We start from the raw sequence: 13,536 nt of genomic DNA on the forward strand, positions 1-13,536 counted from the left end.
GCGGGGAGTAAAGCTTTCAGGTGGTCAAAAACAGCGAGTAGCCATTGCTAGAGTATTCTTGAAAAATCCTCCAATTTTAGTTCTAGATGAAGCAACGTCCGCTCTTGATTTAGAGAGTGAGTCATTGATACAAGACTCTTTAGAACGATTGGCGCATAACAGAACCACGATTATTGTGGCGCATCGTTTATCGACTATTACACATGCCAATCAAATTTTCGTTATCGATCATGGAGAACTAAAAGAGCAAGGAACACACAATGAATTGATGGAATTGAAGGGTATATATTACAATTTATTCCAGGTTCAACAATTAGATATGGATTAATATGGGTTCTCCTTAAATGGAGAACCTTTTTTTATTGAGAAAATAAGTAGTACTTATAAAAAAAATATTGCAATTATATTTAATCTTTGTATAATAAGGAACATATCGAATGTTCTGAAAAAATATTTAGTTTTGTAAAAGGAGGGACATCATGAGTGCACGTAAAGCGATACTTCAAGTAAAAGGTCTTCAAACTTCCTTCTTTACAGATGACGGTGTAATTCCCGCAGTAGACAATATTGATTTTTCTGTTCACGAAGGAGAAGTGCTCGGTATCGTAGGTGAATCTGGTTGTGGAAAAAGTGTTACATCCTTATCCATAATGGGACTAGTACCAAGCCCTCCAGGGAAAATTACAGGTGGAGAAATTCTATTTGGAGATAAAGATTTAACGAAGTTAAGTGATAAAGAGATGCGTAAAGTAAGAGGAAATGATGTGGCGATGATTTTCCAAGAGCCGATGACTTCCTTAAATCCATTATTCACAATTGGCAATCAGCTAATGGAAGCCATTCTTATTCATAAAAAAGATTGGTCGAAAAAAAAAGCGAGAGAACGTGCAATTGAAATGCTGAAATTAGTAGGTCTTCCGCGCAGTGAAGAATTGATGAAAGATTATCCTCATCAACTCTCTGGTGGGATGAGACAACGTGTCATGATTGCGATGGCTTTGGTATGTGATCCGAAAGTTTTAATTGCGGACGAACCTACTACAGCACTTGATGTAACGATTCAAGCACAAATTTTAGCACTAATGAAAGACTTAAATGAGCGTTTAAATACGGCCGTGCTTTTAATCACACATGATCTTGGTGTGGTTGCTGAAACATGTGAACGAGTGGTCGTGATGTATGCTGGCCAAATCGTTGAAGAAGGTCCGGTACCAATTATTTTTAAAGATCCTCAACATCCGTATACAAAAGGATTATTGCAATCTGTTCCAGACATGCGATTTAAAAAGCAAAGACTATATTCGATTCCTGGAAACGTTCCAAAACCAGGTTCCATTAGCAAGGGATGTCGATTTGCAGCACGTTGTGAATTCGCATTTGATAAGTGTTTAACGGAGAATCCAGACTTGTATCAAACTTCGTCTGTGCATAAGACAAGATGCTTCTTGTACCAAAATCAGGAGGTATTGACTCATGACAGAACCCTTATTGAAAGTTGAAGGACTAAAAAAATATTTTCCTATTCGTAAAGGCTTACTTAGTAGAGTATCAGGGCATGTGAAGGCTGTTGATGATGTTTCCTTTTATGTCAATAAAGGCGAAACACTAGGAATTGTAGGCGAATCCGGATGTGGAAAATCTACTACGGGTCGCATGCTTATGAGATTGCTAGAGCCGTCTGAAGGTAAAGTGTTTTTTGATGGAAAAGAATTGACCAACATTTCAAGTGACGACATGCGAAAAGCACGTCGTGAAATTCAAATGGTTTTTCAAGATCCATATGCATCTCTAAATCCAAGACATACAATTGAAAAGATTTTAGAAGAGCCTTTAATTGTTCACGGTATTGGTAATCCAAAAGAACGGAAAAAGAAAGTCCGTGATTTCCTGGAAATTGTTGGGCTTAGTAGTTATCATGCAAAACGTTATCCTCACCAATTTAGTGGGGGTCAACGTCAACGTATTGGAATTGCAAGGGCTTTAATGACTAACCCAAAACTCATCATTGCTGACGAACCTGTATCTGCACTTGATGTATCGATACAAGCACAAGTTTTGAACTTAATGCAAGATTTGCAAAAAGAATTAAACCTGACTTACATATTTATTGCGCATGACTTAGGTGTTGTGCGTCATATAAGTGATCGTGTAGGGGTTATGTATCTTGGCAAAATGGTCGAGGTTGCAGTAAGTGAGAAGCTTTATGATAAGCCTCTGCACCCATATACACAGGCTTTATTGTCTGCTGTACCGGTTCCAGATCCGAATTTTGTACGGGATCAAATCCTTATTAAAGGAGATATTCCAAGTCCATCAAATCCGCCATCTGGATGTACATTCCACACGCGCTGTCCGTTTAAAATGGATGTGTGTACAAAAATCGTACCAAATTTAGTAGAAGTTGAACCAGGTCATTCTGTTGCCTGCCACCTATATGGTGAACAAGCGCAACAATGATAAATAGAAAATTTGGAGGGGTCAATTTGAATAAAAAGAAACTGTGGTCACTTGCTTTGTTACTAATGCTAGTCCTCTCAACGATTTTAGCAGCATGTTCATCTGATTCATCAGATGGCGGTAAAGGGGAAGACAAAGGCGGAGATAGTGCAGAGCCTAAAATCTTAGTTTTTGGTCGTGGTGGAGATTCTGTATCTCTAGACCCTGCAAGAGCAACTGATGGGGAATCATTTAAAGTAACACAAAACGTTTTTGAAACATTATTAAACTTTGGTGACGAAGATACAACAATTAACGAAGGTCTTGCAACTAAATGGGAGCCTTCTGAAGATGGACTTACTTATACATTTACACTTCGTGAAGGTGTGAAATTCCACGATGGTACTGACTTTAATGCAGAAGCAGTAGTGAAAAACTTCGAGCGTTGGGCGAATGGAACTGAAGATCAATTCCCTTACTACGCTTCAATGTTTGGTGGTTTTAAAGGTGACGAAGGTCACGTGATCGATTCTGTAACTGCAGATGGAGACTATACAGTCGTGTTCAAATTGAAACGTCCACAATCTCCTTTCTTGAAAAACATTGCAATGAGCCCGTTCGCAATTGCAAGCCCAACAGCAATTGAGAAGTTTGGCGATAAATTTGGAGATAATCCAGTAGGTACAGGTCCATTCACATTTGTAGAATGGAAGAAAAATGATTCAATAACTATTGATAAAAACGCTGATTATTGGGATAAAGAATTACCGAAATTAGACAAAGTTATTTTCCGTGCAATTCCTGATAACTCAGCTCGTTTGAATGCTTTATCTACAAATGAAATTGACTTAGCTGACGGAATTAACCCATCTGATACAAAAACAGTAACAGATAATGCTAAATTACAATTATTTGAACGTCCATCAATGAATGTAGGGTACTTAGGTTTAACTAATACTCGACCTCCATTTGATAATGTGAAAGTTCGCCAAGCAGTAAATCATGCTATCGATAAACAAGCTATCATTGATGCTTTCTTTAATGGTGGAGCAGAAATTGCAAAAAACCCAATGCCATCATCAATCAGTGGTTACAATGATGATATTGCAGGATATGACTTTGATCCTGAAAAAGCAAAAGCATTACTAAAAGAAGCAGGATTTGAAGATGGATTTGAAATGGAACTATGGGCAATGCCAGTTCCAAGACCATATATGCCTGATGGCACTAAAGTAGCAGAAGCTATTCAAAAAAACCTAGCTGACATTGGTATTAAAGCAAAAATCGTTTCTTATGAATGGGCAACATATTTAGAGAAAACTAAAAATGGTGAAGCAGATGCATTCATGTTAGGTTGGACTGGCGATAATGGTGATGCAGATAACTTCCTTTACACTTTGCTTGATAAAGACAATATCGGAAGCAATAACTACTCATTCTATAGCAATGACAAAGTACACGACATCTTAATTGCTGCACAATCAGAAGTTGATGAAGACAAGCGAAATGAACTTTACGCTCAAGCGCAAGAAATCATTTTCGAAGACGCACCTTGGGTACCGCTTGCACACTCTACACCACTTCTTGCGGGTAACGCAGATTTGGTAAACTTCACCCCACATCCAACGGGTTCTGATAGATTAAATGAAGTAGACTTCAAGTAAAAGACAGATTGATGGGGAGAAGTCTTCGTGATTTCTTCCCATTTATAATGAACAAAAGCAATGACGTAACTCTTAATTTATTGTCTAGCATTGTGGGTGTCTTCTTATGATGTCCCGCTCTGCTATTCATAGTGTCTAGCTTTGCGGGGCAGGCCGCACCTAAGCTTCAGATTTTGAAGCGGAAACAAGTTTCCGTTTCAAATCTTCCAGCGCCGGTGTCGCCCTAACTTACCCCGCTCCGCTTTTCATAGTAATACATACTGCATTAGATGGAGAGGTGAAGACAATGCTTCACTATATCGGACGAAGACTCTTACAATTAATCCCCGTATTATTAGGCATGACGTTTGTTGTTTTCATGATTATTCGGGCAATACCGGGTGATCCAGCACAAGTAATTTTGGGGCAACAAGCATCAGAATCAGCAATTCTTGCACTTCGCACTAAACTTGGATTAGACAATCCATGGTATATTCAGTACTTTGATTACTTAATGGGCCTTTTAAAAGGCGATCTTGGGGAATCGTTGCGTACGATGAATCCCGTTTCAAATGAAATTTGGACATACTTAGCAGCTACTTTTGAATTATCGTTATTTGCAATATTAATAGCAATTATTGTCGGAGTGAATGCAGGTATTATTTCCGCTTGGTTCCAGAATTCATGGTTTGACTATACGGCTATGATATTAGCATTAGTGGGTGTTTCAATGCCGATTTTCTGGTTAGGGTTAATGCTTCAATATATTTTCGGTATTGAACTAGGAATCTTGCCAACTACCGGACGGGAAGAAGTGCGAAATCCGGTTGAATCAATGACCAACATTTACGTACTCGACACCATTATGCAAGGTAGGTTTGATCAGTTAGGTACGGTTTTTAAACACTTAGTGTTACCTGGTCTTGCACTTGCAACTATTCCGATGGCTATTATCGCACGTATGACACGTTCAAGCATGCTTGAAGTTATGCGTTCTGATTACGTTCGGACCGCTCGTGCGAAAGGTCAAAAAATGTTCTGGGTTGTGTACAAGCATGCATTGAAAAATGCGATTATTCCTGTGTTAACAATTATTGGTCTTCAAATGGGTTTGCTTCTTGGAGGCGCGATATTAACAGAAACTATCTTTGGATGGCCAGGTGTCGGTCGTTATATTTATGAAGCGATTAACTTCCGTGACTATCCTGTTATTCAATCCGGTATTCTAGTAGTAGCATTTATTTTCGTAATGATTAACTTAGTCATTGATGTGCTATACAGCTTAATTGATCCACGAATTAAATATGATTAAGAAGGAGGAATCTCAACATGTCCAAATTGGAGCCTAAATCAACTAATGTAGCACCACAAACAGATAAAGTAGCAGGCCCTTGGTACGAAGCATGGCGAAGCTTTAAGAAAAGTAAAATTGCCGTTGTAGGAGCTGGGATTGTCCTATTCTTTATCATCGTGGCATTGATTGGACCTTGGATAGCACCTCAAGGTATCAATGATCAAGTATTAGCAAATCGTCTGCTAAAACCCTCAAGAGAATTTTGGCTTGGTACAGATGACTTTGGTAGAGATATTTTATCTCGTATTATTCACGGAGCACGAATTTCATTATGGGTTGGATTCTTTTCTGTTATCGGTTCTGTTGTAGTTGGTAGTATTTTAGGAATTGTTGCAGGGTATTACGGCAAATGGATAGACACTATCATTTCTCGTGTATTTGATATAATGCTCGCTTTCCCAAGTATTTTATTAGCTATCGCAGTTGTTTCGGTATTAGGACCATCTCTTCAAAATGCGTTAATTGCCATTGCGATTATTAATGTACCTAATTTTGGTCGTTTAATTCGTTCGAAGGTTTTGAGCATAAAAGAAGAAGAATATATTACATCAGCAAAAGCAATCGGTATGCAAGATATCCGAATCTTGTTTTCTCATATCTTACCCAACTCAATGGCTCCTGTAATTGTGCAAGGCACACTCGCTATTGYAACTGCAATTATTGAAGCTGCTGCGCTTGGGTTCCTTGGTCTTGGTGCAGAAGCACCATTACCTGAGTGGGGAAAAATGTTAGCAGATGCCCGTGTGAATTTCATCAATGCGCCCTGGACGATGATTTTCCCAGGTCTAGCCATTATGTTAACTGTATTAGGATTTAACTTAATGGGTGACGGCTTGCGAGATGCATTAGATCCACGAATGAAGAGTTAATAAGAAGTAAAAGAAGCTACCCATTCTCATATGGATAGCTTCTTTTTTTATAGATAAACAAATATAGGGTCACTCACACTAGGTTTTCGACCATTTAACTTGGGTTTCCGCCCATCGCTTGGAGAAGGAAACCATTCCTCCGGAGAAAGACACGAGTTTGGAAAATATCCTCTGCAAGTCAGAAAATAAAATAATGCAAAAAATAAACCACAAAAAAGCAGCCATCCTATAAAAGAGATGACTGCTTTCATTCAAAATCCGTCTTCAAGTTCAACTTTTATTTCTTCACCGTGATAATTTTGATGAGAAACAATGAGCGTATCTAAATGCTCCAACTGTTCTTCATAATCCAGTACAGCGGACAATACATGTAGTAAATGATAAGAGGAGAATATTTCTTCTTCTTTCGAGAGTGCAATTTCTCTCGCGAAAATCTCCATTACTTCATGACGTTTAAGTAAAGCTTCATTTTCCGTCCATAAGGAATGCTCAGGCTTTAACTTCCCAGTATATTTCAAATGAAGTTGTTCATGGTACGTTAATAAAAAGTCTAGTCTCTCTTGAATCATTAAACGGAAATGATTAGGTAGATTTGCTAATTCATTTTCATAAATATGAAGTCGTTTTAAAACTTCCCAACTCTTATTCGCCACAGAAATCATTTGGCGGTAGACAACAAGTTTACGGGCTTTCGCACGTTTTTCGTTACGGAAGTAGCTACGTTCTTCTTTATAGAACAAATAAAACTGATCTATTTTTATTAATCGTTCACGTAGCTTTTCAAGTTCTTGTTTGGTTGCCATATGTTCAGAAGCTTGCCGCTTCGCTAATCTCGTCCATCGTATCAACTCATCAGTTGTCATATGAATCGAATGAAATAATTTCGTTTCATATTTCGGTGGCATAAATACTAAGTTAACGAAAAATGCAGCAAGCACGCCTACTACAATCGTAGTAAAACGAATAAGAGCAAATACAATAAAATCATCGCTCGGCCCTTCCATAATGGCAATGATCGTAACAAGAGCCAATGATATGGATTTTTCTAACTTTAATTTCAACATAATTGCGATGGTGATTACAGCAGCTAACCCAACTGCAACATAATGATGACCAAATATGAGAGCAAAAATAACGGCAATTCCAGCACCGATGAAATTTGATTGAATTTGTTCAATAATCGTTAAATATGAACGATAAATAGAAGGCTGAATAGCAAATATAGCGGCTATTCCCGCAAAAACAGGAGACGGTAAATTCAGTAAATCAGCCAAGAACAGCGCAAAAACGATTGCGACACCCGTTTTAACGATTCGTGCTCCAAGTTTCATAAATGTTGTATTTCCTTTCTCATAACCAAGCTTCTTGCTACCTTACAGTAGGACTGCTTAGGGGTCAACCTAAATTATATAAGTTGTGAAAATGCATAGTCCACGGCAACAAGTGATTGCATGACATCTTCTTCTGTGTGAGCAGTTGTTAAGAACCAAGCTTCATACTTAGATGGAGCTAAATTGATGCCTTGTTCTAACATGAGTTTAAAGAAGCGTCCAAAAATTTCTCCATCAGATGCTTCGGCTTGATCGTAATTTTCAACTATTACATCAGTAAAGTAAATCGTTAAAGCACCCATTAGACGATTTATTGTAATCGTGACATTATGTTTACTAGCGGCGTTTAATATACCTTCTTCTAAAATAGCACCTAAACGATCCATCTCTTCATAAATACCCGGTTGTTTTAACACTTCTAAACACGCAATTCCAGATAATATAGACGCTGGATTTCCTGCCATAGTTCCCGCTTGATATGCAGGTCCAAGTGGAGCAACTTGTTCCATTATCTCTTTACGTCCACCATATGCACCGATTGGTAATCCGCCACCAATGATTTTTCCTAGCGCTGTTAAATCTGGAGTTAACCCAAGCATATCTTGAGCACCACCATAATGGAAACGGAATGCTGTAATCACTTCGTCGTAGACAATAAGTGCGCCTTTTTGTTTCGCAATATCATGAACAAGAGGCAAGAAGCCTTCTTTCGGCTCAACAATCCCGAAGTTTCCTACTATTGGTTCAACTAAAATACATGCAATTTCTTCTCCCCATTGATCCATTGCTTCTTGGAAAGCCTCTGGGTCGTTAAAGGGAATCGTAATTACTTCTTTGGCAATCGATTTTGGAACACCTGCTGAATCAGGAATACCAAGTGTTGCAGGACCAGATCCAGCAGCAACGAGTACTAAATCAGAGTGACCGTGATAACATCCGGCGAACTTCATAATTTTAGTGCGACCTGTGTAAGCGCGGGACACCCGAATCGTCGTCATGACAGCCTCAGTTCCTGAATTCACAAAACGTACTTTATCCATACCTGGCATTGCTTCTTTTAACATTTTTGCAAACTTTACTTCGTGAGGGGTTGGTGTGCCATATAATAAGCCATTTTCAGCAGCTTTTGTAATTGCCTTTGTGATATGTGGATGTGCGTGACCTGTAATGATTGGACCATAAGCAGCGAGGAAATCAATGTACTTGTTACCATCTACATCCCAAAAGTATGCTCCTTGTGCTCTTTCCATGACAGTTGGTGAACCTCCACCTACAGCTTTGTATGAACGTGAAGGGCTGTTTACCCCACCAACAATATGTTTTAATGCTTCTTGATGTAAAGCTTCGGAATTTGTTCTCTTCATATAATATTCCTCCGTTCCTTTTCTACCATTCTTAATAATAGACAAAAAAGAAGTAGAACGCCAAGAAAATTGAAACTCTGACCAATATTCGGTACGATTAAACAAATAGTAAAGTGGGGGGATTATTCATGACAACACTCGAAGGTTTGCAAGCACCTGATTTCACTTTGAAAAACGAAAAAGGTGTGGATGTATCATTACATAATTTCGCAGGAAAACAATATGTATTGCTTTATTTTTATCCGAAAGATGCAACACCTGGTTGTACAACAGAGGCTTGTGACTTTAGAGATGCATATGAATCCTTCAGTGATTTGAATGCCGTTATTTTAGGCGTTAGCCCTGATGGAGAAAAAGCCCATACGAAATTTATTGAAAAACACGGATTGCCATTTTCATTATTAATAGATGAAGACCATGCAGTTTCTGAAGCTTATGGCGTTTGGTTACTTAAGAAAATGTATGGTAAAGAATTTATGGGTATTGAACGTTCCACATTTTTAATTGATCCGACTGGAACTGTAGTAAAAGAGTGGCGTAAAGTAAAAGTAAAAGGACATGTAGAAGAGGCACTTGGTTTATTGCGTGAGTTAGTGACTGCACAATGACAAATGTTTTATTTACTTTCACTGTTAAAGAAGACTTAATGGAACGACTTCGATTTGAATTTCCTCAAGTAGATTTCACTGTTTCTACAAGTAAAGATCGAAATGCACTAGAAAAAGCAGAAATCATTATGACTTATGGTGAAGATATAACTAAAGAAACACTCGAACAAGCAGTTGACTTGAAATGGCTAATGGTTGCTTCAGCAGGCTTAGAAAAAATGCCATTACGTCAAATTGGTGAACGAAACATCTTAATTACAAATGTAAAAGGCATTCATAAAATCCCCATGTCTGAGTCAGTCATGGMACATTTATTAGCAATTAAGCGGGCACTTCCATGGATTTATTCTCAACAGCGCGAGAATGAATGGAGTAAACGTTCTGGATCGAGCGAGCTCTTCGGCAGTACTGCTCTTATCATTGGTGCGGGTGCAATTGGGAGTGAAATCGGACGTTTATTGCAAGCGTTTGGTGTCAAAACAATTGGTTGTAATCGCTCGGGAAATCAAGCTTTACATATGGATGAAATGATTACCTTTGAACAATTAAACAACAAATTACCCTCAATGAATATCATCATTTCCGTATTACCAAGCACACAAGAAACACGTGGACTTCTTACATATAATCATTTCGTCTTGATGAAAGAAGATGCAATTTTCATGAATTTTGGGCGGGGGGATTTAATTAAAGAAGACCAATTAATAAAAGCGATGTCAGAACGTCAAATCTCATTCTGTGTATTGGATGTTTTTGAAAATGAACCCCTAGGTGAAGAACATCCTTTTTGGGAAATGGATGGGGTCATCGTTTCACCACATGTATCAAGTCATTCTTCTGAATACGTTCCACGAGCTATAGAAATTTTTATGCAGAACCTTCAAGAATGGATAAAAGAAGGAACAGATTTTCAAAATGTTATAGATGTAGAAAAGGGGTATTAACATGAAGATATATACAAAGACGGGCGACAAAGGAACAACTTCACTAATTTATGGTTCTCGCGTAGCTAAAAATGATGCACTTGTTGAAGCTTATGGGACGTGTGACGAAGCAAACTCGATGATTGGGCTTGCAATGAGTTATATTCAAAATGAATTTTTTGATGAAAAAGAAGAAGTTCTACAAGCTTTTCATAGAATACAAACTACACTTTTCCACGTCGGCGCAGAATTAGCTACACCGGCAGGCAAAGAAGTGAAATGGAAGTTAGAAGAAAGTGAAGTTATGAAGTTGGAATCGTGGATTGATGAATGGGATGCACTGTTACCTCAACTGACTAACTTTATTTTACCGAGTGGGCACCCAGCTGGGGCAGCTCTTCATGTTTCACGTACAATTGTTCGTCGTGCAGAACGTTCAACGGTGAGTATTGGTGAAGATGTATCTCCACTCGTTTTAGCCTATTTAAATCGATTATCTGATTTCTTATTTGTTGCTGCTCGCTTTATTAATTTACGTCTAGGACAAAAAGAAAAAGGTTTGCACGCTGAATAATACCTTGTTGTAGAGGGTTATTGTTGACTTTCGCCATACTTCTTCCTTATACTAATTGTAACGATTATAAAATAAGAATCTTTATGAAGTGAGGTGCATGGCGATGACCGAAATGCATTTACGTGACGCATTGGAGACTTTGAAATCTACTGGAGTTCGAATTACACCACAGCGTCATGCGATTTTAGAATTTCTCATCCAATCCATGATCCATCCTACAGCAGACGATATATATAAAGCGCTTGAAGCTAAATTTCCAAATATGAGTGTAGCAACTGTCTATAATAATCTTCGAGTCTTTAGAGAATCTGGATTAGTTAAAGAATTAACATACGGTGATTCTTCGAGCCGTTTTGATTTTGTGACAAATGATCATTACCACATTATTTGTGATTCATGCGGGAAAATTGTTGATTTTCATTATCCAGGACTAGACGAAGTTGAACATTTAGCTTCTCATGTAACGGGTTTTCAAGTTAACTCGCATCGTATGGAAATTTACGGGACCTGCCCAACATGTATTTCACAAGCCACTAAAGTCCATTAATAATGTTAAAGAGCATAGACTTGCTCTTTTTTTTTGCGCAAAAAAATAGCCAACATTCAATAATGAATGTTAGCCTTAACACTTAAGAATTTTTCCGATTTAACTTTTCATCAAATTCTTGACCTTCTAAAGTTGGATCAAGTGTAAGTGGTTCTCTGCAATACATACACATATCAACACGACCTAATACTTTTGTATATTTACCACAATTTGGACAAACGACTTGAACGGCTTTAGTAGATAACATACCAATCCATGCATAGACACCTGTGCTTCCTAGAATTGCAAGTAGCCCTAAGAACATAAACAATGTCATAATGATTTCATGCTCTCGGAAGAAAATTCCGATATACATAATGACAAAACCGATGAAAATCAATGATAAAGCAAACGAACGAATTCGATTTATTTTATTTTTATAAGGTTTCATATTGTATTCCTCCTTAATCATGTTTACTATACCATAATTGGTAGTGTAAATCGTTTGAAGGAATCTAACAATCTTTGTCGAAAAAAGTACATATACCATTTTGATTATTTGTGAGGGGGAACTATCGTTGGAACAAATTCTACGTCCTATTTATCAGGAGAGAGCGAGCCAACCAAATACACTCGGTGTAATATTAATCGAGAAGAGAGAAAAAGTTAGCCAAGTAACCGATACATTCGATACCATATTATTAATATTAGCTAAGGATGCGGATCAACCTGTTTTCACAAAACATTATACGTTTAACGATAAAAAAGCAGCGATGCACATTGTCACAGAGAAACAATTACGAAAATGGTTACTTCTCGGGACAAATCGGAAAATCGTAGACTGGATCTTTTATGGACGTGTCATGTTTGATCGAAACGAGTTTGTTCATGAATTAAAAACAGAACTAAAAGATTTTCCATTTTACGGTCGTAAAATAAAAATGGGAATTGAGTTCGCAAAACTTATTCGTCGTTATTTAGAAGGAAAAGTGTTTTTTGAACAAAAAAACTATATGGATGCTTACAATCACATAGTTGATTCATTACATCACCTTGCGCGCTTAGCGGTCTTTGAAAATGGATTACATCCAGAAGTAACCGTCTGGTCGCAAGTCAAAGTTATGGAACCTGCGATTTATAAACTCTACGAAGAACTTCTTTCGAGTGATGAAGCCATTGATAAAAGATTGGAACTATTGTTTTTAGCGAGTGAATTCATGATTCATTCAAGAACGAAGGATGGTTCTCGTCATATTTTAGAAGTCATGAGCAAAAAAGAGCATTGGACGATACAAGAATTACATGAACAAGAAGAGCTTCGTAACTATTCCGTTGATTTAGAAGTATTTATCGAATTCCTTGTTGAAAAAGGATATATTCATATTGAGCGAGTGCAAACAAAGAGTAATAATATCTTTCATCGATATTATAAAGTTGAACCAATGGATCAAGAGGAACACAGTGAATAAGACACTTTACAAAGTGTCTTATTTTTTTCTTGACTAAAAGATGATATGCTGTTTATAATAGTAAACGTCGCTAAGCAAGTGAGTTTGAAAAAAAAATTTAAAAATAGATTAAAAAAGTGCTTGACTCTCACACTTCACGATGCTAAATTAGATAAGTCGCCAAAACACGCGACACGAAATGAACCTTGAAAACTGAACAGCAAAACGTCAACTAATAAAGCGGAACGCACTTCGGTGCTGGAAGCTAAAACGTTTTCTTCCGCCGACACCTGTCGGTATCGAAAACAAACTTGAACTTAACCGTTCATTATAAACGTCAAATTTTGACGCCAGCAACAAAGTCGAGCTAATCGACTCACCATTATGGAGAGTTTGATCCTGGCTCAGGACGAACGCTGGCGGCGTGCCTAATACATGCAAGTCGAGCGGAATGATGAAG

The 13,536-nt window shown here is 37.8% G+C and carries 14 protein-coding genes and 1 rRNA gene; 12 read left to right on the forward strand and 3 right to left on the reverse strand.

From position 1 onward, the window contains the following. The 6 genes from AC1DOS_RS12160 to AC1DOS_RS12185 form a co-directional block, all read left to right on the forward strand. Positions 1-328: ATP-binding cassette domain-containing protein (locus tag AC1DOS_RS12160; RefSeq protein ID WP_477537712.1), on the forward strand; the 328-nt coding region annotated here is incomplete at its 5' end. Positions 329-479: 151 nt separating this feature from the next. Beyond that, the gene (locus AC1DOS_RS12165; protein WP_477537713.1) at positions 480-1,499 is read left to right on the forward strand and encodes an ABC transporter ATP-binding protein; all 1,020 of its coding nucleotides are present in this window, start codon (positions 480-482) and stop codon (positions 1,497-1,499) included. After that, complete coding sequence (locus AC1DOS_RS12170) at positions 1,474-2,457, forward strand: ABC transporter ATP-binding protein (protein WP_477537714.1); 984 nt, start codon at positions 1,474-1,476, stop codon at positions 2,455-2,457. The genes AC1DOS_RS12165 and AC1DOS_RS12170 overlap by 26 nt, the downstream gene beginning before the upstream one ends. Positions 2,458-2,483: 26 nt before the next feature. Further along, the gene (locus AC1DOS_RS12175; protein ID WP_477537715.1) at positions 2,484-4,100 is read left to right on the forward strand and encodes an ABC transporter substrate-binding protein; all 1,617 of its coding nucleotides are present in this window, start codon (positions 2,484-2,486) and stop codon (positions 4,098-4,100) included. A 286-nt stretch (positions 4,101-4,386) separates the two neighbouring features. Further along, on the forward strand, positions 4,387-5,391 hold the full coding sequence (locus AC1DOS_RS12180; RefSeq protein ID WP_108587817.1) for an ABC transporter permease: 1,005 nt from the start codon (positions 4,387-4,389) through the stop codon (positions 5,389-5,391). A gap of 17 nt (positions 5,392-5,408) precedes the next feature. Next, the gene (locus tag AC1DOS_RS12185) at positions 5,409-6,302 is read left to right on the forward strand and encodes an ABC transporter permease (protein WP_477537716.1); all 894 of its coding nucleotides are present in this window, start codon (positions 5,409-5,411) and stop codon (positions 6,300-6,302) included. A 251-nt stretch (positions 6,303-6,553) separates the two neighbouring features. On the opposite strand, the gene AC1DOS_RS12190 is transcribed toward AC1DOS_RS12185, so the two are convergent. After that, positions 6,554-7,633, reverse strand: a complete 1,080-nt coding sequence (locus tag AC1DOS_RS12190) for an FUSC family protein (protein ID WP_108587819.1) — start codon at positions 7,631-7,633, stop codon at positions 6,554-6,556. 74 nt (positions 7,634-7,707) lie between these two features. Then, entirely contained in the window at positions 7,708-8,997 is a 1,290-nt protein-coding gene (locus AC1DOS_RS12195; RefSeq protein ID WP_477537717.1) for a glutamate-1-semialdehyde 2,1-aminomutase, read from the reverse strand. Between the two features lie 128 nt (positions 8,998-9,125). Between AC1DOS_RS12195 and bcp the strand changes: the two genes are divergently transcribed. The 4 genes from bcp to perR all read left to right on the forward strand — a co-directional run bounded on the left by bcp (position 9,126) and on the right by perR (position 11,649). Next, positions 9,126-9,605 (forward strand): thioredoxin-dependent thiol peroxidase, encoded by a 480-nt coding sequence (bcp, locus tag AC1DOS_RS12200; RefSeq protein WP_108587821.1) that lies wholly within the window; start codon positions 9,126-9,128, stop codon positions 9,603-9,605. Beyond that, complete coding sequence (locus AC1DOS_RS12205; protein WP_477537718.1) at positions 9,602-10,549, forward strand: D-2-hydroxyacid dehydrogenase; 948 nt, start codon at positions 9,602-9,604, stop codon at positions 10,547-10,549. Before bcp ends, AC1DOS_RS12205 begins: the two co-directional genes overlap by 4 nt. Position 10,550: 1 nt before the next feature. After that, entirely contained in the window at positions 10,551-11,102 is a 552-nt protein-coding gene (locus AC1DOS_RS12210) for a cob(I)yrinic acid a,c-diamide adenosyltransferase (protein ID WP_108587823.1), read from the forward strand. Positions 11,103-11,205: 103 nt separating this feature from the next. Further along, the gene (gene perR / locus AC1DOS_RS12215) at positions 11,206-11,649 is read left to right on the forward strand and encodes a peroxide-responsive transcriptional repressor PerR (protein ID WP_199224138.1); all 444 of its coding nucleotides are present in this window, start codon (positions 11,206-11,208) and stop codon (positions 11,647-11,649) included. Between the two features lie 82 nt (positions 11,650-11,731). On the opposite strand, the gene AC1DOS_RS12220 is transcribed toward perR, so the two are convergent. After that, a complete protein-coding gene (locus AC1DOS_RS12220; RefSeq protein WP_108587825.1) occupies positions 11,732-12,079 on the reverse strand; it encodes a YgzB family protein in 348 nt (115 codons plus the stop codon). Between the two features lie 127 nt (positions 12,080-12,206). On the opposite strand from AC1DOS_RS12220, the gene AC1DOS_RS12225 reads away from it, so the two are divergent. Further along, a complete protein-coding gene (locus tag AC1DOS_RS12225; protein ID WP_477537719.1) occupies positions 12,207-13,097 on the forward strand; it encodes a nucleotidyltransferase-like protein in 891 nt (296 codons plus the stop codon). A 360-nt stretch (positions 13,098-13,457) separates the two neighbouring features. Continuing rightward, a 16S ribosomal RNA gene (locus AC1DOS_RS12230) occupies positions 13,458-13,536 on the forward strand; the annotation flags it as partial.

The sequence above is a fragment of the Paenisporosarcina sp. P5_A11 genome (assembly GCF_056400705.1).